The sequence below is a fragment of the Pseudomonas sp. MF09150 genome, from assembly GCF_059862355.1.
Genome location: NZ_JCBCUS010000006.1, coordinates 1 through 25354, shown reverse-complemented (window position 1 = coordinate 25354; position 25354 = coordinate 1). Strand labels below are relative to the sequence as shown.

The 25354-nt window shown below is 58.4% G+C and carries 20 protein-coding genes, 1 tRNA gene and 2 pseudogenes; 10 read left to right on the top strand and 13 right to left on the bottom strand.

Annotated elements, in window-relative coordinates; all coding sequences use genetic code 11:
• Window positions 1-35 precede the first annotated feature (35 nt).
• Window positions 36-2579, bottom strand: coding sequence for a TonB-dependent receptor (locus tag AC19YX_RS21560; protein WP_500606963.1), 2544 nt, complete (start codon window positions 2577-2579; stop codon window positions 36-38).
• A gap of 369 nt (window positions 2580-2948) precedes the next feature.
• On the opposite strand from AC19YX_RS21560, the gene AC19YX_RS21555 reads away from it, so the two are divergent.
• The 4 genes from AC19YX_RS21555 (at window position 2949) to AC19YX_RS21540 (ending at window position 7850) form a co-directional block, all read left to right on the top strand.
• The gene (locus AC19YX_RS21555; RefSeq protein WP_500606962.1) at window positions 2949-3863 is read left to right on the top strand and encodes a GGDEF domain-containing protein; all 915 of its coding nucleotides are present in this window, start codon (window positions 2949-2951) and stop codon (window positions 3861-3863) included.
• 9 nt (window positions 3864-3872) lie between these two features.
• Window positions 3873-4910 (top strand): AraC family transcriptional regulator, encoded by a 1038-nt coding sequence (locus tag AC19YX_RS21550; RefSeq protein ID WP_201131525.1) that lies wholly within the window; start codon window positions 3873-3875, stop codon window positions 4908-4910.
• A 203-nt stretch (window positions 4911-5113) separates the two neighbouring features.
• Window positions 5114-6739: an NADP-dependent glyceraldehyde-3-phosphate dehydrogenase gene (locus AC19YX_RS21545; RefSeq protein ID WP_201131526.1), complete on the top strand. Its 1626-nt coding sequence runs from the start codon at window positions 5114-5116 to the stop codon at window positions 6737-6739.
• Window positions 6740-6794: 55 nt separating this feature from the next.
• On the top strand, window positions 6795-7850 hold the full coding sequence (locus AC19YX_RS21540) for an FUSC family protein (RefSeq protein WP_178102898.1): 1056 nt from the start codon (window positions 6795-6797) through the stop codon (window positions 7848-7850).
• Between the two features lies 1 nt (window position 7851).
• Here the strand turns inward: AC19YX_RS21540 and AC19YX_RS21535 are convergent, their stop codons facing one another.
• Window positions 7852-8745, bottom strand: coding sequence for a DMT family transporter (locus AC19YX_RS21535; RefSeq protein ID WP_500606961.1), 894 nt, complete (start codon window positions 8743-8745; stop codon window positions 7852-7854).
• Between the two features lie 131 nt (window positions 8746-8876).
• Between AC19YX_RS21535 and AC19YX_RS21530 the strand changes: the two genes are divergently transcribed.
• Entirely contained in the window at window positions 8877-9314 is a 438-nt protein-coding gene (locus AC19YX_RS21530) for an Lrp/AsnC family transcriptional regulator (RefSeq protein ID WP_500606960.1), read from the top strand.
• A gap of 92 nt (window positions 9315-9406) precedes the next feature.
• On the opposite strand, the gene AC19YX_RS21525 is transcribed toward AC19YX_RS21530, so the two are convergent.
• On the bottom strand, window positions 9407-10078 hold the full coding sequence (locus tag AC19YX_RS21525; RefSeq protein ID WP_020297396.1) for a Bax inhibitor-1/YccA family protein: 672 nt from the start codon (window positions 10076-10078) through the stop codon (window positions 9407-9409).
• A gap of 124 nt (window positions 10079-10202) precedes the next feature.
• Here AC19YX_RS21525 and AC19YX_RS21520 point away from each other — a divergent pair.
• Window positions 10203-10290 (top strand) — tRNA-Ser (locus tag AC19YX_RS21520).
• A gap of 22 nt (window positions 10291-10312) precedes the next feature.
• Here AC19YX_RS21520 and AC19YX_RS21515 read toward each other — a convergent pair.
• From AC19YX_RS21515 to AC19YX_RS21495, 5 genes and pseudogenes are all read right to left on the bottom strand, one after another.
• A complete protein-coding gene (locus AC19YX_RS21515) occupies window positions 10313-10495 on the bottom strand; it encodes a hypothetical protein (RefSeq protein ID WP_500606959.1) in 183 nt (60 codons plus the stop codon).
• A 398-nt stretch (window positions 10496-10893) separates the two neighbouring features.
• A complete protein-coding gene (locus AC19YX_RS21510; RefSeq protein WP_201131528.1) occupies window positions 10894-11202 on the bottom strand; it encodes a DUF2513 domain-containing protein in 309 nt (102 codons plus the stop codon).
• Window positions 11203-11529: 327 nt separating this feature from the next.
• Window positions 11530-11982: a hypothetical protein gene (locus AC19YX_RS21505; RefSeq protein WP_500606958.1), complete on the bottom strand. Its 453-nt coding sequence runs from the start codon at window positions 11980-11982 to the stop codon at window positions 11530-11532.
• Window positions 11983-12465: 483 nt separating this feature from the next.
• Window positions 12466-12594: a hypothetical protein gene (locus AC19YX_RS21500; protein WP_500606957.1), complete on the bottom strand. Its 129-nt coding sequence runs from the start codon at window positions 12592-12594 to the stop codon at window positions 12466-12468.
• A gap of 351 nt (window positions 12595-12945) precedes the next feature.
• Window positions 12946-13277 (bottom strand): annotated as a pseudogene (locus tag AC19YX_RS21495) (phage holin, lambda family).
• A gap of 190 nt (window positions 13278-13467) precedes the next feature.
• Between AC19YX_RS21495 and AC19YX_RS21490 the strand changes: the two are divergent.
• The 3 genes and pseudogenes from AC19YX_RS21490 to AC19YX_RS21480 all read left to right on the top strand — a co-directional run.
• Window positions 13468-13728, top strand: a pseudogene (locus AC19YX_RS21490) (SOS response-associated peptidase family protein); the annotation flags it as partial.
• Between the two features lie 475 nt (window positions 13729-14203).
• On the top strand, window positions 14204-14554 hold the full coding sequence (locus tag AC19YX_RS21485) for a hypothetical protein (RefSeq protein WP_500606956.1): 351 nt from the start codon (window positions 14204-14206) through the stop codon (window positions 14552-14554).
• 61 nt (window positions 14555-14615) lie between these two features.
• A complete protein-coding gene (locus AC19YX_RS21480) occupies window positions 14616-15080 on the top strand; it encodes a hypothetical protein (RefSeq protein WP_500606955.1) in 465 nt (154 codons plus the stop codon).
• Between the two features lie 89 nt (window positions 15081-15169).
• On the opposite strand, the gene AC19YX_RS21475 is transcribed toward AC19YX_RS21480, so the two are convergent.
• The 5 genes from AC19YX_RS21475 to AC19YX_RS21455 all read right to left on the bottom strand — a co-directional run bounded on the left by AC19YX_RS21475 (window position 15170) and on the right by AC19YX_RS21455 (window position 24352).
• Window positions 15170-15886, bottom strand: coding sequence for a DUF8832 domain-containing protein (locus AC19YX_RS21475; RefSeq protein WP_500606954.1), 717 nt, complete (start codon window positions 15884-15886; stop codon window positions 15170-15172).
• 107 nt (window positions 15887-15993) lie between these two features.
• Window positions 15994-17445, bottom strand: a complete 1452-nt coding sequence (locus tag AC19YX_RS21470; protein WP_500606953.1) for an efflux transporter outer membrane subunit — start codon at window positions 17443-17445, stop codon at window positions 15994-15996.
• Complete coding sequence (locus AC19YX_RS21465) at window positions 17442-20618, bottom strand: efflux RND transporter permease subunit (protein ID WP_500606952.1); 3177 nt, start codon at window positions 20616-20618, stop codon at window positions 17442-17444. The genes AC19YX_RS21470 and AC19YX_RS21465 overlap by 4 nt, the downstream gene beginning before the upstream one ends.
• The gene (locus tag AC19YX_RS21460; RefSeq protein ID WP_500606951.1) at window positions 20615-21781 is read right to left on the bottom strand and encodes an efflux RND transporter periplasmic adaptor subunit; all 1167 of its coding nucleotides are present in this window, start codon (window positions 21779-21781) and stop codon (window positions 20615-20617) included. The genes AC19YX_RS21465 and AC19YX_RS21460 overlap by 4 nt, the downstream gene beginning before the upstream one ends.
• 1170 nt (window positions 21782-22951) lie before the next feature.
• Window positions 22952-24352, bottom strand: a complete 1401-nt coding sequence (locus AC19YX_RS21455; RefSeq protein WP_500606950.1) for a hypothetical protein — start codon at window positions 24350-24352, stop codon at window positions 22952-22954.
• A 479-nt stretch (window positions 24353-24831) separates the two neighbouring features.
• Between AC19YX_RS21455 and AC19YX_RS21450 the strand changes: the two genes are divergently transcribed.
• Window positions 24832-25233, top strand: coding sequence for a hypothetical protein (locus AC19YX_RS21450; protein WP_500606949.1), 402 nt, complete (start codon window positions 24832-24834; stop codon window positions 25231-25233).
• Window positions 25234-25354 lie beyond the last annotated feature (121 nt).

The following is a 25354-nucleotide window of genomic DNA, read 5'->3' as shown; positions in this document are numbered from 1 at the left end:
TCCGGGGCGGCGCCGGCCAGCAGCGCCGCCGGGGTTCAGAAGTGGGTAAAGGTCAGGCCGAGCTTGTAGGTCGGGCCGTACTCTTCGTACTGGCCGTTGTAGGCGCGATGGCCGGTGTAGACGAAGTACGACTCATCGGTGAGGTTCTGCGCCTCGAAGCTCAGTTGCAGGTTCTTGCTCAGCGAGTAGCGCGCGCTGAAGTCGACGAACGTCTGGGCATCGACGTGCAGGTCGTGGGCCTTGTCGTTGATCGACGCCAGCTCGTAGAGGTAGTCGGATTTGTAGTTGGCCGACAGGCGCAGGCTGACGGTGTCGTCTTCCCAGCCGAGCATCAGGTTGCCCACGGTGTCCGACTGGTTGGGCAGCGCGATATCACGCTTGCGATTGCGGCCACTGGCCTGGTCGAAGCCCTCGATGCTGGCGCTGGAGCGGCTGAAGGTACTGTTGGCGCCGACCAGCAGGCCGTTCCAGGGCGCGGGCAGCCAGTCGAACTTCTGCGAGTAGGCCAGCTCCAGGCCATACAGCTTGGCGCTGTCGCCGTTGTCGAAACTGTGGGCTTCGGAGAAACCGGCCCAGGCGCCCGTGCCGGCGAGGTCGGTGTTGTAGACGAAGTTCTTGATGTCTTTGTAGAACACAAAGGCCGAGACGGTGCCGGCGCGCCCCATGTAGTGCTCGATGCCCAGGTCGAGGTTGCTCGACTCCAGCGGCTTGAGGTCGGGATTGCCGAAGGTGGCTTCGTCGCCGTCGATGACAAACCCCGGGGCCAGTTGGCCAAAGGTCGGGCGCACCACGGACTTGGTCCAGGCCGCGCGCACCTGGGTGTTTTTATCCAGCTGGTAGCGCGCATGCAGGCCCGGCAGCCAGTGGTGATAACGGCGCTGGGTCTCGGTGGCGGTGTAGGCGCCGTCGGTGACCCCGGTGCCCTTGGCTTCGAACTCGGTGCCTTCGTAGCGCAGGCCGGCGATAAAGCGCCAGTCGTCGATGTCGAGGGTGTTCATCAGGTAGCCGGCGTTGATGTCTTCGCGAATGGTGAAGTCGTTGACCCGGGATTCCTGCTCGTCATAAAAGTCGGCGCGATCGAGGCTGCCGATCAGGTCCTTGACCGCCGAGCCGCTGATCCCCGGGCCGAACCGGCCGAGGCGGTAATCGACGCTGCCCTTCTGGAACTGCGTGAGGTTGAGCTGCTGGTCGCTGAAGCCCAGGGTGTCGAAGTCCTTGTAGACCCAGGCATCCAGGTCGTTGTCCTTGTTGCGCCGGCTGACCTTGCCGCCGAACTTGACCTGGGACGCGTAGCCGCTGAAGTCGTAGTCACGGGCCAGGTCCAGGCGCAGGTTCTTCTCGGTGTCGGTGGTTTTCTGTTGTTCCCAGTCGACCTTGTCCAGGGTGAAGTTGGCCGGGTCATAGAAGCCCGCGCCGATGATCGGCCGCGGCTTTTGCGTGTCGTAGAAACCGCTGTCGGCAAAGTCGCTGTTGCCTTCGAAGGTGGCACCGGCGATATGCCCCGGGCTGTCTTCGCTGGACCGGCTGTAGCCGGCTTGGCCGCTGAGGGTCCAGAGCCCGACCATCCGCTCGCCGCCGAATACGTAGGACTGGATTTCCTGGGTCTCTTCGCGTTGTTTGAGCTTGCGCTTGCCCTCGGCGTCGCCCAGTTGACCGGAGGCCTGGGGGTCGGCGAATTCGATGCTGGTGGAGTTGCGCGTCTCGCTGTCCTTGTAGCGGCTGTAGAGGGTACGCAGGTAATAGCGGGAGTCGTCGTCGGGCTTGTAGTCGAAGTTCAGGCCGCCACCGGCACGTTCGCGGCTGATGTCGTAGTCCCGTTGTTCAAATTCTTGCAGCCGCGCGCCTTGCTGGAAGTCCCAGGCGCCGCCGGTCTCGACGTTGTCCGAGCCGAAATCGCGCTTCTGCCAGCTCAGGGCCGCGGCCACGCCGAAGTTGTCGATGCCGTCGCCGAGGCTGAAGCGGTTGCTGGCGGCGCCGGAGAATTTGGGGCTGGTCTGGTGGCTGTTCTGGTCGTAGCTGGCTTCGCTGCTGCCGGTGTAGAACAGGCCCTTGTGGTCGAACGCCGACAGGCTCTGCACATCGACAGTGCCGCCCAGGGAGTTGGCGTCCATGTCCGGGGTCAGGGTCTTGATCACCGACAGCGACTGCACCAGCTCGGAGGGCAGCACATCCAGGGCCACGGCGCGGCGCGCGCTCTCCGGCGAAGGCACCAGGGTGCCGTTGATGGTCACACTGTTGAGGTCCGGCCCCAGCCCGCGCACGCTGACAAACCGGCCTTCGCCCTGATCGCGCTCGACGCTGATCCCCGGCAGGCGCTGTACCGCCTCGGCGACGTTTTCATCCGGCAACTGGGCCACGCCATCGGCGTGCACCACGCTTTTGATGCTGTCGGAACTGCGCTGCTCCTTGAGCGCCTGGTCAATGCTGGCGGCCTGGCCGACCACTTCGACGTGCTCGGTGCCGGCGTCCATTTGCGCCGCGCTCAGGCGCTCGCTGGCCACGGCCAGGGCCAGCGCGGTGAGTGTGAAGCCGACCAGCCCGAGCGTGCCGTTGCGCTGATGATTGCTGCGCGTTTCCATCCTGTCCTCCCCCAAAGAGTCCGTTAACGCCAGGCAATCGGCCCGGCAACTGGGAGGGCACGCTAGGGTCGGCGAATGACGGTTCTGTGACAGGGGTCGGCGCTGACCCGTGAAACAGGCGCTTTGCCAGGGGGCCAGTGGGCAAAGTGAGCTGATATGACCTCTCGGGCCCGTCGGCAGCGCCCGAGCGGATAGCGGATACGGCCTGGCGGCGCCGGGAAATCGGCTGGTTGGCGGCCAGCGGCGAAAAAAATGCCCAGGCGCGGTGAGCTGATTCGACCTCCCCGGGTGTAGTGCACGCCGTCACCGGACTGTCACATCCTTCTGCTGAGCTGACGCCCATTCCGCCTTCAACCCAGGTCGCCGGCCATGTTCTCAGTGCTCAAACCCCATCGCTTGAAACTCACCCTGCTGTTGCTAGCGGCCAATGCCGGCTTGCTGTTGCACCTGGCCTGCGGCGATCTCAAGGCGGTCAGCGAATGGGAGTGGCTGGACATTGTCGGCGAAGGCGGCTCGGCACTGCTGGCCCTGGTGTGGCTGGGGCTGGTGCTGAAAAGCCGGCCGGCCGGGCGCGTCACCAACTACCTGGCGCTGGGGTTGAGCTGCATCTTTTTCTCCTGGTGGATCGACAGCCTGGATGAGTTTATCCGCCTGCCCGACAGCATCACCTGGGACCACTGGCTGGAGTCCGGGCCGATGCCGGTGGGCATGATCCTGCTGACCATCGGCATCTATCACTGGCACCGCGAACAGCTGGCCATCAGCGCGCAGATGGAGAAACGCGAACGGTTGTTCCGCGAGCATCGGCTGTTCGACAAACTCACGCCGCTGGGTGGCGCCGACTACTTCAAGCGCCAGTTGGCCAGCACCCTGGAAGACAGCGCGCGACGCCAGCAACCCTTGTCGCTGCTGGCCCTGGACCTGGACCGCTTTGCCGCCATCAACCATGACTACGGGCATGCCGAGGGCGACGCGGTGTTGCAGGCCATCAGCCATCTGCTGCTGCTCAACCTGCGGCGCCAGGACCTGCTGTGTCGCCTGGCCGGCGACCGCTTTGTGGTGCTGCTGCCCAACACCGGCGAAAGCCAGGCGCGGCTGCTGGCCCTGGAGCTGGAGCAGGCGGTGCACGGCCTGGCCCACAAGACCCGGCAGCACGGCGAACGCCTGCAACTCTCGGCCAGCACCGCGGTGGTGATGGCCCTGAGCGAAGCCCCGGAGGCCCTGCTCAAGCGCCTCAACCTGGCGCTGGCGCGGGCCAAGCAGCCCCTGGCCAAGACCGCCTGAGGCCGCCCCATGACGCTCAAGACCCTCTGGTATGAAACCGACAGCCGCTTTATTCCCGGGCATTACCAGCCAGCGACCCTGATCGACCTGGCGCTGTCCCGGGACATCGACAGCCACCGCCTGCTGCGTGGCACCGGCTTGTTCCACGAAGACATCCTGGCGGGTCAGACCCGTCTCAGCCCACAACAATTCCTCGCCCTGATTGGTAACAGCCGGCGCCTGCTGGACGCCGACGACAGCAGCTTTCTGTTCGGCCAGCGCCTGCTGCCGGGGCATTACGGCGCGGCCAGCCATGCGCTGCAACATGCGCAAAACCTGCACCAGGCCCTCGACACCCTGATCCAGCAACAGGCCTTGCTCAGCCCGTTGGTGGCGCCACGGCTGTTGCTGGATGAGCAGTACGCCTATTGCTACTGGCTCGACAGTTGCGGCGCCGGCGAGCAGTGGCGCTTTCTGCTCGAAGCCAGCATGACCTCGCTGATCGCCATGAGTCAGTGGCTGAGCGGCCAGCGCCTGCCCTGGGAATGCAGCTTCAGCCACGCCGAACCGCGTTATGTCGAGCAGTACTGGGTGCACCTCGGAGAACACACGCAGTTCCGTCGCCCCCTGGACCTGATGCGCATCCCCCGGGAGTTCCTGACCCAGCCCTGGCCCAATGCCTCGGCCACCGCCGGCCAGGTGGCGCGCCAGCAGGCCACCGCGCAACTGGAGCAACTGGGCCTGGGCTCGGGGTTTCTCGACTGCCTCTATCGCTACCTGCAAACCCATGTGCGCCAGACCCCGAACCTGGAACAGGCCGCACTGGCTTTCGCCATGAGCCCGGCGACGCTCAAGCGCAAACTGCAGAAACACGACACCTGCTTTCAGCATCAGGTCGACCTGGTGCGCAAGCACGTGGCGCTGTACCTGTATCAGGTCAAGGGCTGGAGCAACGACGACGTGGCGCAGTACCTGAGCTTCAACGATGCGGCCAATTTCCGGCGTTCGTTCAAGCGCTGGACCGGCAGCACCCCGCGCCTGATCCGCCAGCTGTTCAGTGCCGGCTGAGGCTTGAGTCCTCGCGCCGGGCAGAGAAAAAGGTCTACTCTTGGGCCAAAGACCCAGACCATCACCCGCCTGCCCTGCCACGCATTACCCCAGACCGCTTAAAGACCGGCGCCATACAGGCGTATAACCCTTGTAGCCGCTTGTCGACTGTCATTCGCCAGCGGACCGCCCCACAGGTCCGCGCATTCAAACGGGATAGAGTCATGACCACAGCCAATCTTCTCGAGCACTTGTTTCCTGCCGCCGCTGATATTCCCGAGCAATACCGCCTGGACGGCCAGACCGAACAACGCGAGTACCTGGTCGCCGGCGAACTCAAGACCTGGACCGGCCCCCTGGCCGTGGTACGCAGCCCGGTGTACCTGGCCGGGCCCAACGGTGATGAGCAAGTGATCCTGGGCAGCACGCCGCTGCTCGATGCCGACACCGCCCTCACCGCCCTCGACGCCGCCGTGCAGGCCTATGACCGGGGTCAAGGCGTGTGGCCGACGATGCGCGTGGCCGAACGCATCCAGCACGTCGAAGCCTTCCTCGGGCGCATGCGCGAACAGCGCTCGGCGGTGGTCAAGCTGCTGATGTGGGAAATCGGTAAAAACCTCAAGGACTCGGAAAAAGAGTTCGACCGTACCTGCGACTACATCACCGAAACCATCAATGCCCTCAAGGAACTGGACCGCCGCTCCAGCCGCTTCGAGCTGGAGCAGGACACCCTCGGCCAGATCCGCCGCGTGCCACTGGGCGTGGCGCTGTGCATGGGGCCGTACAACTATCCGCTGAACGAAACCTTCACCACTCTGATTCCGGCCCTGATCATGGGCAACACAGTGGTATTCAAGCCGGCCAAGCTCGGGGTGCTGCTGATCCGACCGCTGCTGGAGGCCTTTCGCGACAGCTTCCCGGCCGGGGTGATCAACGTCATCTACGGCAGCGGCCGCGAGACCGTCAGCGCCTTGATGGCCAGCGGCAAGATCGACATCTTTGCGTTTATCGGCACCAACAAGGCCGCCAGCGACCTGAAAAAACTCCACCCCAAGCCCCACCGCTTGCGAGCCGCCCTGGGCCTGGATGCGAAAAACCCGGGCATCGTGCTGCCCGAGGTCGACCTCGACAACGCGGTCAACGAGGCGGTCACCGGCTCGCTGTCGTTCAATGGCCAGCGCTGCACCGCGTTGAAAATCCTCTTCGTGCATGAAGAGGTGGTCGAGCGCTTTATCGAGAAATTCAACGCCAAGCTGCAGAACCTCAAGCCCGGCATGCCCTGGGAGCCGGGGGTAGCCCTGACGCCGCTGCCGGAGTCGGGCAAGGTCGACTACCTGCACGCGCTGGTGGCCGATGCCACCAGCAAAGGCGCGAAGGTGGTGAACAGTGGCGGCGGCGAAGCCCGGGCCTCGTTCTTCTACCCGGCGGTGCTGTACCCGGTGACCACCGAGATGCGCGTGTACCAGGAGGAGCAATTCGGCCCGGTGGTGCCGATCGTGCCCTACCGCGACCTCGACACCGTGATCGATTACGTACTCGAATCCGACTTCGGCCAGCAGTTGAGCATCTTCGGCACCAACTCCACTGAAGTCGGGCGCCTGGTCGACACCTTCGCCAACCAGGTCGGGCGGATCAATATCAACGCCCAGTGCCAACGCGGGCCCGATACGTTCCCGTTCAACGGACGCAAGAACTCCGCCGAGGGCACGCTGTCGGTACATGATGCGTTGCGCACCTTCTCGATCCGCACCCTGGTCGCGACCAAGTTCCTGGAGAGCAACAAGGAATTGATCAGCGACATCATCCGTAATCGCGAGTCGAGCTTTTTGACCACCGATTACATATTCTAAAACCCCTGACTGGAGCCCATAGCCGAGCCCGATGAGCGACCTGCGAACCTCCCGAATGCCCCTGCTGTTGCGCCGACTCCTGCGTCCCTTGCTGGACCCGTACCGGCGCTACCGCCACGCCAGGCTGATCCATGCGGTACGGGTCTCCCTGGGCCTGATCGCGACCATCCTGCTGACCACCGGGATCAACCTACCCCACGGTGAGTGGGCGTCGGTGACCATGCTGGTGGTGATCGGCGGTTTGCAGCACCACGGCAATATCGGCAAGAAGGCCGCCGAGCGGGCGATCGGCACCCTGATCGGGGCCGGGGTCGGCCTGCTGCTGGTGCTGCAACAGGCTTACCTGGGCCTGCCCTGGGTGACGTATCTGGGGATGTCGGTGGTCTGCGGCTTCTTTTCCTATCACGCCATCGGCAAGGGGGGTTACACCGCCCTGCTGTCGGCGATCACCGTGTTTATCGTGGCCGGCCATGGTGACAACCAGATCACCGACGGCCTGTGGCGGGCGGTGGATATCCTGATCGGTATCGCCCTAGCGCTGGCGTTTTCCTTTGCCATCCCGCTGTACGCGGTCTATTCCTGGCGCTACAACCTGGCCAGCGCCCTGCGTGACTGCGCCACCGTGTACGGGCGCATCGTCAACGGCCAGTCGGTCACCGACGATGAACACCTCAAGCTGCTCAGCCGGCTCAACGCGACTCTGCTGCAACTGCGCTCGCTGATGCCCTCGGTGTCCAAGGAGGTGCGCATTTCCATGACCGAGCTCGACGCCATCCAGCGCAACTTGCGCATGTGCTTCAGCACCCTGGAGATCCTCGCCAACACCCGCCCCGATGTCAGCGACCCACAAGCCCTGGCGCACCTGCAACAACTGCTGAAACAGGAAAACCGCCTGGTGCGCGTGCAATTGATCGGCATGGCCCGGGCCCTGCAATCCGGCGCGTCGAAACGCCTGGGGCGGCGCCTTGACGACAGCCTGCTGCAGCCCTCCAACACCACCCCGGTGTACTCGGCGCTCGATGGCTACCGCCTGCTGACCCGGCAACTGGTGGCCAACCTGGGCGATATGCGCCAGCGCCTGGCCAAAAGCGCGGAACACTGGAAGATCTGATTCAGGGCGTGATCGCACGCCGCAAACGCCAGGTCCAGCCCTGTTGCATGCCGGCAGCGGCCAGCAAAATCGCGATCACCCCCAGCCATTGCAGCCACTCAAGACGATGCCCGAAAGCCAGCCAATCGACGAAGATCGCCGCAATCGGGTAGATAAACGACAAGGCGCCGGTCAACGCGGTGGGCAGTTTCTGGATCGCGCCGTACAGCAGTACATACATCAGGCCGGTGTGCACCATGCCCAGGGTCAGCAGGCTGGCCCAGGCCGAAGGCTGCGCCGGCAACACCGAAAAGTTGGCCCAGGGCGCCAGCAACAGCACCCCGGTGCAGACCTGGATCAAGGCGATCAGATGGGGTGGCGTGCCGGTCAGGCGTTTGATCAGCAACGCAGCAAAGGCGTAGAGCAGCGCCGCGCCCAGGGCCAGGCCGATGCCTGCAAGATAATCATCGCCACCGGCGCCCTGCTGGCCATGGGCGCTGACAATCGCCAGCATCCCGGCGAACGACACACCCAGCCAGAACAGCTTCTGCGCGGTGATTTTTTCGCCCAAAAACAGCGCCGCCAGCCCAACCAGCATAAAGGGCTGCACGTTATACACCGCGGTGCCGATGGCAATGGAGGCGCGGGAATAAGAGGCGAACAGCAGCAGCCAATTACCGACGATGGCTACCCCGCTGAGCACTGCCAGGGCAAAGGTGGTGCGGGTCAGGATGCCCGGGCGCAGCAAACCGAACCCGGCGCAGATCAGCAGCAATGTGCCGGCGCCGAACACACAGCGCCAGAACACCACATCCAGCACCGGCTGCCCGGACACCAGCACAAACCAGCCAATGGTTCCGGAAATCAGCATGGCGGCGGTCATTTCCAGCGAACCGCGGCGTGTCATTTTGTCCATCTTCAGGCTCCTCAACAGGTGCCAAAAGTATGACAATGCCGCCCTGGGCCGCTCCAGCGCTTGCGATAGGCAAAAACCGCCGTATGCCTTTTTTATCAAGGCACAATCCGTACTTCACCTAAGAGGCTGCGATGATCGACGAAATAGACCAGGCGCTGATCAGCGCCCTGATGGAAGATTCACGCCGCTCGCTCAAGGCTCTGGCCCAGATCAGCGGCCTGTCGTCCCCCAGCGTCGCCGAACGCCTGCGCCGCCTCGAAGAACGCGGCGTGCTCAAGGCCTATACGGTGGAGGTCGACCCCAAACTCTTTGGCTATCAGTTGCAGGCCATCGTCCGCATCCGCCCCCTGCCGGGCAAATTGCAGGAGGTCGAACGACAGATCCAGTCCATCGCCCAATTCACCGAGTGCGACAAGGTCACCGGTGATGACTGCTTTATCGCCCGCCTGCACGTGCGCTCCATGGAGCAACTGGACACCCTGCTCGATCACCTGAACACCTACGCTGAAACCAACACCGCCATCGTCAAGAAAACCCCAGTCAAACATCGCCTGCCGCCCATGGGCTGATCGCCCGCGAGAGCGCCTTTTATGTGCGCCACACAAAACTGAAGGCAACAAAAAGCCCGCCGAAGCGGGCTTTTTTTATTCAGGGCAGACGATTAGTCATCGCGACCCATGATGCCAAACAGCTGCAACAAGCTGATGAACAGGTTGTAGATCGATACATACAGGCTGATGGTCGCCATGATGTAGTTACGCTCGCCGCCATGGATGATGGCGCTGGTCTGGAACAGGATGCACACCGACGAGAACAGCACGAAGCCCGCGCTGATCGCCAGTTGCAGGCCGCTGATCTGGAAGAAGAAGCTGGCCAGCACTGCGCCCATCAAGACAAAGAAGCCTGCGGTGATGAAACCACCGAGGAAGCTCATGTCCTTGCGGGTGATCAGCACATAGGCCGACAGACCACCAAACACCAGCGCCGTCATGGCAAAGGCCGAGCTGACTACTTCAGCGCCGCCCTGCATACCCAGGTAGCGGTTGAGGATCGGGCCCAGCAGGAAGCCCATGAAACCGGTCAGGGCAAACGCCGACACCAGGCCCCAGGCCGAATCACGGAGTTTGTTGGTGAGGAAGAAAAGGCCGTAGAAGCCGATCAGCACCACGAAAATGTTCGGGTAACCGACACGCATCTGCTGAGCCACAAAAGCCATCACGCCGCTGAATGCGAGGGTGAGAGCCAGCAAGCCGTAAGTGTTGCGCAGGACGCGGCTAACCTCTAGCTGCTCAGCCTGCACGCCGTTATTAACTGCGTAATCCTGTTCGCGCATGGCGACACTCCTGTTGGTTTGAAACGTTCAGTGGCAAAGATCATAACAGACGCTCTGCAACAAGCTACGCAGAGAGTTTGACAGTGTGTTTCATTCGGGTATTATGGCGCCCGCAACGCAATACGGAGGTGTGGCCGAGTGGTTTAAGGCAACGGTCTTGAAAACCGTCGACTGTAACAGGTCCATGAGTTCGAATCCCATCGCCTCCGCCATATTTGTACGACAAAGCCCTGATTATTCAGGGCTTTTTCGTTTCTGGGGTTTGGTGGCGCCGGTCGCGCCGACGAGATGTTCCATAACTATTATGGAATCGTTCCATAACTCAGACCGTTTTTCCCACTCCTCGGCGTCCTGCCGACCGTACACATCGGCGATACGCCAGCCTGATACACCCTCAACAAAGTTCGAACTCTGCATCGCCGTGCTCCAGAAATGTAAAAGCCCCGGCAAATGCCGAGGCTCAAATGGGTATAGAGGGCCGGTGCATACCCGGCTTGGCGGTCTGGCTCGTTGGGTCACGTGCCCCAGACTCTCATCGCGCAATCGATCGAGGAGCGCGCGGCTTTGATCCACGCCACTACCGACTTAGCTCAGTTGCCTGAGCGCATCATCTGCATAACGTGCTTGTCTCTCCACGCCTGTCCGCTTGAGCCGACCCCAATAGCAAAGGATGAGCAGCTCAAGCTGCCGGTGTTCTTTCGTAAGGCGTGACTACCAGCAATACCGCGTCCAGGCCCACCCTAGCCGTGTTCACTTCACAAAACACAATGCGCCGCGCAATGCCGGGGGGCGAACTTGAAAACTTCAACAGATAGTTACTTTTCGGGGATGTACCCAGGAGAGTTACACTCTAGATAGTCATGTCCTGCCCAAGTCATTTGAAAGTAATCGGATTGGGAGCACCCTTTTATCTCTTCATCCTTGGTTAATTTTACGAAGCCTGCCGTTTCGAGAATGTGAAGATGATAGTCGGCCACCCTCCGCAGGTCTGAAATGCCGAGGCCTGAACTCAAGGCGCTGTTGACGAACTCCTGGCGCAGTTCGTAGCGCTGGATGGCGAACCCGCCAGGCTCTTCAGCCAAGATGTTCAGCAACTGCAACGCGATATCTTTGTTCCTGCGCATTCATATCCCTCTGCAGATAATGCCAAATGGCCACGCCGAGGTTACCGCACTTGCGCATAAACGAAAAAGCCCCGGCGGATGCCAGGGCCTGAATACGTGTGCGCGTCTTTCCGCGCTGCCTGCGAAAGACCTTCCCGGCGTCGCATCGATCTCGCCGGCCCGGTCTCGCGCCACTCCGACAGCATGTGAGGTAAGGGTGCGCGGGCTGCCGGCGTTGATCCCGTACGTCGCACTATCCGGCTATCGACGTCCAGGCATTCCCGAGGACTGTCCTGGCTACAGATAAAAACTCAGGCAATAAGAAACCTCGCTCAGGCGGGGTTCACATCAGTTGGTGTAAGGCGGTGAATCGCCCTCAATATAGTATCGAAAGTTGATTAACAATAAGCTCATGGTTTCTGGCCCGCGCTGCCTTTCATCTCGAGGCGCGCCTTGGATTTCCTCTTCAAACTCATGGAAAGCCCATTGCGCCGGGGGCACATTCAGCGCAACAAAATCGCTACGACAGGTATCCGATATTTGAAAGCCTTCTTCACGAATGGCTCTGGCCTGCATGCGATTTATAAGCCCAGTTTGACCGAACTCCAGAACCTCTGCCGCAAGCGATTGCGCTTGGCGAATTGGCTCCCGCAGTTCCTCATACCTGACCCCGCCTATCCCCGAGAAAGCGACCCGGTTAAGCAAGTAGTTATCGTCATCATTGTTCCACGCCTCGACATCGCACATGACCTCCTGTACTCGCCTGAGTGCATTCAGAAACTCACCGAATCTATTGCTCATAGTCAGAAGGACTCCGTGTCAGATGAGCCTTGACTGTACATGGAGCCCACCCAACAAAAAACCCGGCGCTTGGCCGGGCTTGATCTTTTAGGTGCGTTATCTCCGTCTTGCGTCGCTAGCGACAGAGGGATCAATCTGGCCTGTAATCATCCACCAGAGCATCACAAGGAATATGAACGCAAATACTGCAAGGATGAGACCGAAACAAACCTTGGTCAGCAGCTTTGCTAGCGGCCCCGGCCTGTTCTGCATTACATCTGCGATCTTTGCCAGAAGTATCAGCAGGATTGATAACGCAGCAAACCAAATCAAAAACTGAATCATAAAAACCCAAGCGTAAAAAAAACCAGATCAATGACTGGACGAAGTCGGATAGATCGGAAAGCTCAAGCAATGACGCTAGAGGGTATGGCCTCTTCATCGTCATACCCCACTTTTCTGAGTGGCCTCGATAAGGGTTAGCGAGGCAGGAGAATTACTAAATCAAAAATCATAGGATTGAGCGGAATGTCCGCCAACCACATCCAGTGACAAGCCCAGCATCACAACGCCTGCAGTCACATTTCGAGCTGCCTGAGCTAACGATTTGATTCCTTGGGAGCGTTTTTTCATCTTCGTCCCTCCAGGGGCCTTAGTAGGTGATGTTTTTTTGGTTTTGCTAGGGGAAATCGAATCCCCGGCCTGGTTGTCGTATTTACTGACGTTGGTCTGGTAAATCATTACTGGGGCGTTGTTCCCGGTCACTGTTACAGTTGCCGCGGTACAGGTCGTGTTCTGCCAGGCTCGCTCACTCCTATGATTTCTGTAGTGGCAATTTTATACCATCACCCACCAAGGATAAACATTGGCCACTTCTTTTCATCAAGCGGAAAACTATGTAGCAACCGAATACGACATACGACGCTTGGAGTAAAGGCCCGAATTGCGCACAACAATCTAGCGTATTCGAAAACGTGGCGCAGATTACTCAACCGTGCGACTTGGCAATTTGAAATCAGTCACCCTGTCAGCTATCGATCGGATCTTCTCCACACCAAGGAAGCCAACCCAACCACCCACAAAGGTGGCCATACTCTGGGGTAGCGAAAAGAACTCAAGACCGCTGATGATCGTCAGGGACAGCCCCCACAGATAGCGCCCTCTACGATCATTTGGCGTCGAGTGCCGCCACCGTAGGTAATTCGAAGCACTGCCATCGCACAGGACAACGCAGCCGCATAGAGGATTAGCGAATGCTGGCTCAACCACGCAAGCGCAATCGCCCAGGTGCCTGGTTTGTCTGGCATATTGGACATCTCGGTTCCTCCCCGCCAGGGAGTTAGGAATGTTGCAGGCCGTGAGCTACAGATTTGAATCAGCCCAAGCAGCACTCCCGGCTCGGAGCGATGGGTGTGGTGGAGCCGAAAACAAAAAGCCCCGCACGATGGCGGGGCTCAGAATTGAGATCCGGGCAATAAAAAATCGCCCTAAGCTGGTTTTTGGATTGAGCGCAGTGAGCATAATGGCTTTGTCATCATTACCGCCGCCAGCGCGGGTGGCATAGTCGAAATTCACGACAGGCGGCCCGTGGTAACGCCCCCGGAGTTGGCCCTGGAGCGGCTTGACCCGGCAACGCCGCAAGAGCGAGCCGAACAGATGGTGTTGTACCAAAGCGAAACGGCCGAGGCGTTTGCATGGTTCAAGGTCGATGCTGCCCTAGGTAACGTTAGGAACAAAGGGCCGGAGTTGATCGAACCAGTGCTTTAGTTTTGGGCCTGACGATAAGGTCTATAAGTTACCCCCCTTATACAGAGGAACCATTTCTGGCCCAAGAACGATGCTTTCATCAAGCCGACACTAGCGGTTCTGATGGCGTCGAAATGAATGGAATCTGCAAAAAAAACAGAGCAACCGTACGAAAGCAAACAGATTTCCTACATAGATAATAAGCCCCCCAGAAACGCCCTAGAGAAAAATTTCATACACGTAATTGGGTTGGAGTGCAGAAATTATCAAAAGTAGAACTACGCTTACCTCGTAAAACAAAAAGTGGAAACCATGCGTAGATGACTGACGATTTTCACAACAATGGAACACCTGAGCATGTGCCTTTACGCTCTGACGGCTAGGCTTGGCAAGTGCAAGATTCGTAATCGGGAAATCGTTACCTAGCTAACTAAACGGTATGAAGTCCACACCTTAGCAGCACGGTGTTGACAGCCAAAATCTAAGGAGGAGTTAGATGAACGCACAAAATATTTTGTTTGCCGGATTGCTAATGCTCTGGTCTTTTTCTGCATTTTCAGCCAGTTGCATGCCAGTAAATCAATATGGTTCGCAATGCATTAGCGTCGTAAAAAATATTCAAGAGCCGAGAAGTTATGGCACTGAGTATATTATTGAATTCAAAAATATCTGCGATAAATCTATATCAGTATCCGTCGACAAAAAGGAAAAATTCGGAGCGGTGGCGACATCAAGCTCTTCCGCAGGAGTGCCAGCGGGCGGCAATTCAAAAATCACATGCATCGATAAAACCGATGGAAGTTTACGATGCGGAGGCTTCGGCTCGTGGCATGCGAACTGCTTCTGAAAACTTAGATTAACCCCCTGAACACTGCGCCATGAACTTTTATTGCCCCTAGAGGTGCACAATGAACTTTCTAAAAACGGCAGGACTCGTAGCTCTTTCAACTTTTTCCTTTTCAACCGTCTCTATCGCAGACTCAAGACTGTCATTACTTCAAGAAAAAGTTGATAGCTGTAACAGCTGGTATGCTGACGCACAAAAACAGTACGATTGGTTTGGGAATGTTTGGAAAAATGGAGCCCGGGGCTATAGGGAGCTGCTCTATCGCGGAGACGTAATTATGCACGAAGACTATGACATGCCTGGCTCGGGATTCGCCAAAGTCTCTTCATGGGCGGGCTATGCGGCTGTACAAATAAGCTGCCCGGACGCCAACGCTTGTGTTCAGGTTGAGACCAAAAAGTGGACCTCTGATGGGCAGTCAAAAGGAACGAAGAACAAAACGGATTACTCGTTCCTACTATCTATCTGCCCATCTATAGAACATGCCAAAGAAATTTCTTCACTCTATAATAAAATTTACCCTTGAAAGATGCGACGCGATGTTTTTATCCTAAGAACCGCGTTCAAATAATTCACTGAATCATATACTGGGACAAGTTGAGCACCATTCCTTTATTAATCACACAGCCGCTTTTTCATTGAGTTGAAACAACCTGCAGCCGGTGGCTGTTCACCCCGCCAATGGCTGACTAACGGCGAGGGGAGTAGACCGGGGAGGAGACCTCCGGACGCGGCGGGAACCGTCACGACCAAAGGCACGGTACGAATTTTGTCGCCGCCCTTGAATTGAATCCACAAGGCATAAGGCCCCGCGCGCGCAAGTTTGGCGTGCAGCATCAACTGCGCCGGCTCCGCGCCTGGATCACCCTGATCGCCGTGGGCGGACGTCCCCGCCATGGCATGCGCATGTACGTAGTCCAGCTCTTCGGTGCTGACGAAGACCGCATGGGCAGCCACCTCAAGGTAAGTGTCCAAGTCCTGAGCAGGCTTGCCATCTTTGAGCACCGTCAGCGACATCATGCTTTCAGTGCCGGCGCGCAGGGCCGAAGTGTCCAACTTGACCGTATAGGGACCATCAGTACCTTGCACTGGTTTGGCCGGCGCCTGGGCCGCCCGATCGGTGCCGTTCTGCACAGGCACCTCGAAGCGCACCACCTGCTGGCCGAGCCCGCTCGGTACGGCATCGGCTTTGACCATCAGCGCTCCTACTGCCTTTTCGCTCTCGCCTGGCAGCGCGAACGTGCCTTTGATGCTCTCCTGGGCTGCCATCGATGGCATCGCCGCCGCGCCTAGCACCGCCAGGCCAACGGTCAGAACCTGCTTGGTATCCATATGAGTTACTCCTCATTCGATAAATGATGGCTAGCGACAGGAAATCTGCCGCATAACCGTCCTTCGCCGAACTCCGCAAGCACAGCGCTTACGTACAACAACGCGGTCTAACGCAGCACTGCGGCACCGCTGCACACCTGCCCCGCCTGCTCGCAGATCTGCCAGCCACCGCCCAGCGCCTTGTAGATGCCGACCACCGCCAAGCGCTGCTCGGTGCGCGCCACAGTCAGGGCGCGGCGGCTGGTGAAGTCGGCTCGCTCGGCCTCAAGGACATCCAGATACATGCCCTCGCCCTCCGCGAAACGCGTGCGTGCCAACTTCGCCGCATCACGATTGGCCGCCGCCTCTAGAAGCCGCAGGCCCAGGGTGCTGCCCGCAGAACTGTTGGCCTGGAATGCGTCATCGGTTTCCTGCAGGGCACGCAACACGGTCTGGTCGTAGGCGATCAATGCCGCCTGGGTGCGCGCCTCACTGGCGGCGATCCGCGCACGCACGCGCCCGGTATCCAGCAGCGACCAGCGAATGACCGGTGCAATAAAGTTCGATTGCATGCCCGCATCGCCCAAGGCGCCGAGACCTCCGGCCAGCAGCCCGATGGAACCCTGCACCTGGATATCCGGATACAAACCGGCTGTTTCCACGCCGATCTGCGCGGTCTCGGCCGCCAGCGTACGTTCGGCTGCGGCGATATCGGCGCGCCGGGCCAGCAAGCCGGCGGGGTCGCCCACCTGCAGGGTGCGCAGGTTCAAGGCCTCACGACCGGGCCTGGCCAGCGGCGGCTTGAACCCTTGTGGCGCCTGCCCCAGCAACACGGCCAATGCGTTGGTCGTGGTTGCGCGACGCCGCTCAAGGCCGGGCGCCACCGCCTCGACATTGCGCAGCAAAGCCTCGGCCCGCAACCGATCGAATTCGGTGGCCGCCCCTACACTGACCAAGTGCTCGACCAGGCTCAGGCTATCGCGCTGGCTTTGACTGATGTCAGCGACCACCGCCTGTTCGGCTTCGTCCCCTTGCAACTCGAACCAAGTCGCGGCGACGGTTGCAGCGACGCTCGCCTGTACGCTGCGCAGCAGCGCCTGGCGCGAGCCCGCCTGGGCCTGTGCGGCCTCTACCGAGCGTCGGACGCGGCCAAACAAGTCGATTTCCCAGGCGGCATCCAGCGCCGCGCGCGTGGTTTCAAGTGAGCGGTGCTGGCCAAACGGGGTCTCGATTTCGCTGCGCTGCCGGTGCTCATACCCGAGGGCGGCACCGCCGCTGGGTAAGAAGCCTTGGCGGCTCTCGCGCAGCATCGCCTTGGCTTCGTCGAGCCGCGCGGCGGCGATGCCAATGTCGTGGTTAGCCGCCAGCGCCTGCAGGATCAATTGGCTGAGGGCTGGCTCATCGAACACACGCCACCACTGCACCTCGACATCGTCCGTACCGAGACCGGCGATGGGCGTACCGAAACCCGCCGGCAGCGAAGCGGCGGGCAATACGGGCGCGGAATAATCGGGGCCCACCGAGGCGCAGCCGGCCACCAGCAGCGACGACAATAGAAACGCTTGATAGGCCATTTTCATGACGCGCGCTCCTCCAACTGCAGCTTCGAACTCGAACTCCTGCGCTGCAAGCGCAGCGCAAGAGCTCGCATCACCACGTAGAACACCGGCGTCAGGAACAGACCGAACAGTGTCACTCCCAGCATGCCGGCAAACACTGCAACCCCCATGGCATGGCGCATCTCGGCCCCGGCACCGCTGGCAAATACCAGCGGCATCACGCCAGCGATGAATGCCAGCGAAGTCATCAGGATCGGACGCAAGCGCAGTTGGCACGCATGGATAACCGCCTCCAGCGGGTTAGCGCCTTCGGCTTCAAGGCTGCGGGCAAATTCGACAATCAGGATCGCGTTTTTCGCAGCGAGCCCAACCAGCACCACCAACCCGATCTGCACGAACACGTTGTTGTCGCCGTCCACCAACCAGACGCCGATGATCGCGCTGAGCAGACACATGGGCACGATCAGCAAGACCGCCAGGGGCAGCAACCAGCTGTTGTATTGAGCGGCCAGGATCAGATAAGCCAGCAACACACACAGCGGAAAAATAAACAGCGCCGATGACCCGGCAAGCTTTTGCTGATAGGTCAAGTCCGTCCATTCAAAGGTCACGCCCTCGGGCAGCACTTCTTGCGCCAGGCGCTCCATGAGTGCGACGGCCTGCCCCGAACTGATTCCGGGCATCCCTCCGCCGGAGATGTCGGCCGAGGGGTAACCGTTGTAGTGAATCACCCGATCGGGGCCGGACCCCGGTGTGACGGTGACAAACGCCGACAACGGCAGCATGTCCCCGGCCGCGTTACGCACCTGCAGGCGGCCGATCGCTTCGGCCTGCATGCGGTGGTCGGCATCTGCCTGGGCCGTCACCTTGTAGGTGCGGCCGAAACGATTGAAGTCGTTGACATACAGCGAGCCGAGATAGACCTGCAATGACTCGAACACATCTGCCAGTCGCACTCCCTGGCTCTTGACCTGGGTGCGGTCAATGTCGACATTCAACTGAGGCGCGTTGACGTCCAGGCTGGTCATCAACCCGGCGACCTGGCCCGACTCGGTGGCTTTCGTCATCAGCACTTGGGTCTGCTTCACCAGAGCCTGGAGCCCTACCCCGCCACGGTCTTCGACCTGCAGCTTGAATCCGCCAGTCACCCCAAGGCCGGGCACTGGCGGCGGTGGGAACACGCCGAGGAAACCGTCGGGAATGTTCGCGAACTTGGCTTGCAGGCGCCCGGCGATGGCGACCGCCGCCATGTCGGGAGAGGTACGCTCCTTGAACGGGTCGAGCATGACGAACATCACGGCGGCATTCGGGACATTGACGAAGCCGTTGACCGACAAGCCAGGGAACGCCACCACGCTTTCGACCCCTGGTTCATCCAGGGCGATTTTCGACATTTGCCGCACCACCGCATCGGTACGATCCAGCGAGGCCGAATTGGGCAACTGGGCGATGCCGACCAGGTAATACTTGTCTTGCATCGGTACGAAGCCTGCCGGTACAGCACTGAAGCCGAACCAGGTCAGCGCCAGCAACCCGCCATAGACCAACAGCGCCACACCACGACGGCCCGCTACTTTACGCACCGTGTTGCCATACGCCTGCGGTGCCCGCTGGAACGGCCGGCTCAGCACCTGCACCAGGTGCGCGGCGCGACCGCGTAGGCTACGCGGATCATGTACCACGGCTGCACCGCGCGGGCGCAGCAACAGGCCGGCGAGTGCCGGGCTGAGGGTCAGGGAGTTGACCGCCGACAGGATCGTGGAAATCGCGATGGTCAGTGCGAACTGCCGATAGAACTCACCTTGCAAGCCACTGAGGAAGGCAGTGGGGATGAACACCGCAGCGAGTACCGAGGTGATCGCAATGATCGGCCCGGTCACCTCGCCCATCGCTCGTCGCGCAGCCTTCGTCGGCTCCTCGCCGTTCTCGATATGCCGCTCGACGTTCTCGACCACTACGATTGCATCGTCGACCACGATCCCGATAGACAGCACCAGGCCGAACAACGACAGGGTATTGAGGGAAAAACCCATCAGATGCATGACCGCAAAGGTGCCGATGATCGACACCGGCACGGCCATCAAGGGGATCAGGGAGGCGCGCCAGTTACGCAGGAACACCACCACCACCAGGACCACCAGCAGGATCGCTTCCATCAGGGTGATGGCCACTGACTCCAGCGATGCACGCACAAACACAGTCGGGTCATAGGCAATCCGCGACACCATCCCCTCGGGGAAATTGGCCTCCAGGCGCTGCATGGTATCGCGCACCGCCTGTGCCACATCGAGCGCGTTGGCGCCGGGGCTCTGGATGATCTGCAAGGCAACGGCCGGCTCGCCGTCCAACAAGCTGCGCAACGCGTAGGCATCGGCACCCATTTCGACACGGGCCACATCGCGCAGGCGTGTCACCTGGCCGTTATCGCCGGTGCGAATAATGATGTCGCCAAACTGCTCCTCGTCCGTCAGGCGCCCGAGGGTATTGACTGTGACTTGGAATGCCGCACTGGAGTCAGGCGCCTGGCCGACCGAGCCGGCCGCCACTTGCACGTTCTGCTCGCGCACGGCGCTAATCACGTCGCCTGCGGTCAAGCCACGGGCGGCGATCAGGTCGGGATCGAGCCACAGACGCATGCTGTACTCGCCCGCACCCCACACCAACACGTCATTGATCCCAGGAATCCGCGACAGCTCGTCGCGCACTTGGAGGTAGGCATAGTTGGAGATGTAGAGCGGGTCGTAACGTTGGTCGGGCGACAGCAGGTGGACCACCATGAGGATGTCCGGGGAGGTCTTCTGCGTGACCACGCCGAGGCGTTGTACTTCTTCGGGCAAGCGCGGCAGGGCACGCGAGACGCGGTTTTGCACCTGGATCTGCGCCATGTCCGCGTTGGTGCCCTGGGCGAAGGTCGCGGTCAGGATCATGCGGCCATCAGTCGCCGATTGCGACGTCATGTACAGCATGCCCTCGACCCCGGTGATCACCTGCTCAAGTGGCGCCGCCACCGTCTCGGCGATCACCTGGGGGTTGGCGCCCGGATACGATGCGGTCACTTGCACGGTGGGCGGCGTTACGGCGGGGTATTCACTGAGCGGCAAATGAAAGAATGCCACGATGCCAGCGATCATCATCAACACCGACAGCACGATAGCGAAGATCGGTCTGTCAATGAAAAAGCGCGGGAAGCTCATTGCACGCCCCCCAGGACCAGCGGCGTCTCCAGCGGCGCGCCGTCAATGCTGGCGGCCAGCGGTGTCACCTGCATGCCGGGGCGCACCAACCCCTTGACGACAATTCGCTCACCCGGCAGTAGGCCCTGTTCAATCACCCTCAGACCGTTGGCCATCGGCCCCAGTTCGACGGGGCGGTATTCGGTCTTGTCGCCTGCACCCACCACCAATACATAGCGGCGACCCTGGTCAGTGCCGATGGAGTGGTCGGCCACCAACACCCGCGTTTGTGGAGCGCCGGTGTCCAGCTTGACCTTGGCGAACAGCCCCGGCGTCAGGCGCCCGTCAGGGTTATCGACCACTGCACGCGCGCGCACTGTACCGGTCTTGCGGTCGGCCGCATTCGCCAGGAAATCCACCCGCCCGGCCCGCGCATAGTTTGCATCGTTAAGCATCGCCACCATCACCTTGGCGGCCTTTTCCCCTTTCGAACCGGCATCCTCCCGAGTCGCGGCAAGCGAGCGCAGGTAGGTGCGCTCATCGACATCGAAATACACATGCAACGGGTCGATGGAGACGATCGTCGTCATCGGCGTCACCCCACGGGTGACGTAGTTCCCCTGCGTGACAAGAGCACGGTCCACACGGCCGCTGATGGGCGCGGTGACACGGGTGTAACTCAAATCCAGTTGTGCGGCGTCCAGCGCGGCACTGGCGGCATCAACCTGGGCCCTGCCGGCGTTCAACGAGGCAATGGCAGCGTCGAGCCGATCACGCGCCACCACTTTTTTGGCGAACAGTTGCTCGGCTCGGCCATGTTCGGCCTGGGCCAGCAATGCGTTGGCCTCTGCCTCACGCAAGCGCCCCTTGGCAGCGTTCAGCCCCGCCTGGAATTCCCGCGGGTCAATCACAAACAAAAGGCTGCCCTTGGCCACGGATTGGCCCTCGGGCACGCTGACCTTTTGCAGGTAACCACTGACACGTGGACGCAGCTCAACCTGCTCAATCGCGGTCAACGAACCGGTGTATTCGACAAACGGAGTTACCGGCTGCGCAATCACCTCGGCCACAGGCACGCCAGGTGGCTTGGCGGCATCTGCCGCAGGCGCACTGTCCTTACAGCCGCCCAGCATGAACACAACAGATATCGCCACAACGATTAGGTTTATTCGCTTGCCATACATTGTGTACCTCCTTGTAATTTTCAGGACAAATCAACATTTGAGGTCTTATCCGGCTTTCCATAAGGGGAAGGTCAAGCGCTATGAAAATGGCAATTGTGTGCTGTCTGAAGCTCGACTGCGCCGACGGAGAGTCGGGCACTTACAACCTCAGGCAGGCTGCTACAGGGGAATGGCACTGGGCAGGACGGGACACGGATCGAAGAGGGATAGTTTGATGTGGGCGTTCAAGGAGCCCCAGGAGGCGGCGCGTTAGGTTGACTGACTTCCTCAGGACCTGAAGCTGCCTTTTGATGGAGGACAGCAGGCCGTATCTCAATACGACCAAGTAATTGAACAGAAGGAAAAGCTTGAATGGTTTGCCTGATTCGAAACGCAATGAATGCCGATGTTCCAACCGTCAGCCGGATCATCATTAGCTCCCTGCGCGAGTCGAATGCTCGGAACTACTCATCCGAAATCATCAACAAGTGAATAAAGGCCTCTCGCCACAGGCGATCCTTCGTTTGTTGACGCCGCGTCAGGTGTTCCTAGCGATACTCGAAAATCATAATGTCCAAGACGTTGGATCAGTAGCTTTATCACGTGTATTCAAATGGCTGCTTTGGCCGGTTGCAGCCCTTCGCGTCAGGCAGCTTTCGGCCAACAGCGGACGTTTATGCCTGCGCTGGCGCGTGGGCTAGATCCCGTATTTTTTATTTGGATTATTAATGCGCTGAGTCAGATAGTTTCTGAGCTGATTTGCTTCCCGAGAAGGGCATGAATCAAGGTGTTGAGCACCTCCATCGCAGATGCATAAGTGAGCCTCATATTTCGCCAGTAACCTCTCTATTTCTCGGACCGCGTTCAAACTGATTTCGATCAGCTTCAGTCTGGTGGACATACAAGAAATCCTCAATTCAAGCGGGCAGCATCACTTGCGCCTTGCAGTAGTTGAAGCCGAACCTGAACATTCGATCAAGCGCATTGACCGCAGGATGTATCAGAACTGATTCAGCACGCGCTCGCAGCCGTACTGCACTCATAATTATGGCGCTGTCCAGCGCTCAATAGATTCAATCTCACCTCTAGTGATCTGCCTTCTAAATCGATCCGATGACGAGTTGGGCAAGCACCTTAACGAGCCAATATCAACAATGCTGATGAATTGCTTATAGCGTACTACTACCCGACCTATACCAACTTCAAAAACGGCATTTCTGCACTTACACTAACGTAGGTAATGTACCTATCATATCCTGACGGCTTTATAGTAACTCCGCGCTCACGCCCCGGATACCCAATCACAGGAAGCCCACGGCCTGACCAACTGTACACAAGGTAGTTAGGATTATTTACAATAATCTTTTCAACATCCTTCTCGTCACCAGCATTTTTAAGAGTTTCCCCACCACCGCTCACACTCACCACATACTTTGGAAGTCGCCAAATCAACCTTGACCGTTCTTCAACCAGTGAAATAAAACTATCACATGACGCAAGATCACCAGAGCTACTGGACTCAATAACATCAACACAGTAATCCTTATCAATTACAAAACTCGGCCTATCCCCCTTATAAGCCTCAGAGCTTAAAAAAAATCCAAACTCCTTATCTTTTTGGCGTGTAAATAATGTGCCAGCACCATAAGAACTCAGATTACCTTTAGTTTTGTATGACGCTCCAATAGACGCACAATCTATAATTTTAACCCCAGAAATAGTGACAAGAGCACGAGCATCTAGATGTATTTTTTTCTCCCCGCCTAGATGCATACTCAGCGCCAGCTTCCAATCTTCCTTGCCAACCAACTCAGACAGTTTTATCTCAACATCGCCTAGATCTTCAACGGACATACTTTCAACCTTAAGAATCTGGCGTTCATTATCAACACTAAACCTTACAATAGTTAAAACATTATTAGGCGCGCTAAGAAGGCCGCTCGTCGACGTCCTAGCGATACTCCGTCCGTTGAGAAGAAGGGAATCACTCGGCTCGCCACCTCCGACAAAAGGGTCTGCTGTCGAAGCCGCAGTTACAACGGCACTTGCCGCTGCTATAGAAATACCAACAGGAAGACTAACGACCGACCCAGCTACAGCAGCAGCAATGCCGACAAAAGCAAAAGCCACTCCCAGAGACCCGAATATAATAGCTCTAGTACTCAGCGGACTAGTATCTTCATTCAAGAAACAGTAATAAAAATCGGGAGTATCATTGATAACTCTTGTTGTTTTATTGTCAAGCGCACCTACACTTTGGTGAGTGGCTGACACCAGGCGTAAAACTGATGATATGGCGCCACCCTCATTCGCGCCAAATATTTCAAGCTCTTTTCTATCTGAACTCAAGACCGCATCAAACCGGTTATATTGACCATCGCTGAACTTAACTTTAACTTCACGCCCCTCTAGAACCCCGACAACAACGCCACTGGCATTGTGTGCTCGCCCACCGACCTCATCAATACTTTCATGATTCCACCACAACGCAAACACCGGACTATCTACTTCAAGCCCTTCAGGAAACACCACAACTATATCTTCATCGGCTTTACCAGCAGACCAACTTAACACTCCACGATAACTATACATATACACCCCCACAATCAACCAACTTTAGTTAAGCGTCAGGATACTTACCTATAAACACATCGACGCATACCGCCTATTTTCTCTCATACAAGACCTCCATTCCACAGAGTCGAGAGCGCACTATGTTTAGAGCTTCCACACAGCGTAGACCACCTAAAACACACCAATAAAAATAAATTATTTGCAGCCAATCATTTTTGGCTCAAACGATATCCCATCGCATACCAAGGTGTTTTCGGAAACTCGTTTGTAGGGCCATCCTCGCCGTGACGATAAAAACCAATAAATCTGATCCGTATTTTATTTTACAATCTGAGCCTTTAATTTCAAAAAAACCAAGCGACCAAAAGTACCAAAAAACAATACACCCTAAAAACTTGACAACACAACACTAAATACTAATGTTGAATCTCAATATCACCTGCCGATAGCCGCTAGCAAAACAACGTTCAATAAAGACCAATAACGGAGAAGCAGCCATGTCTGACGCCGCAAGAAGCACAGTCATAAAAGTCACAAACAACTCAAAGTACAACTTACGATTAATTACCTCCTCGCAGAAACTCCCCCACGGCGAATGGATAACTTATCCACCAGATCGCATAACTAAAAACTCAACATCCAACGGCCCTGGGCATGCAAGCTGGGAAACCGACTCTGATGGATTCATGACAGGAACAGAGGGGGAATGCTCCTATTCATTCACAGATGATGATGAGATCTACGATATAAACATCAAATGGGATAACCCCTTCTCTGGCGGAAACACATACTCAATACATCCAGACAACGACTTAGTAAGATGCACATACACCGCAGATAAAGGTAATAACGCGACCGTAACTTTTACGATAGAAAATGGCTCAAATCATAACTATTAACCTGGCAAATAAATAGGGCATATTAGATAATCTGTCTCCATGAAAATAGATGCCCGTAAACTCAGCCCCCAAGAACAACGTGAAAAGCGCTCCACGGCCCTACGCATGCGTGAGCAGGGTT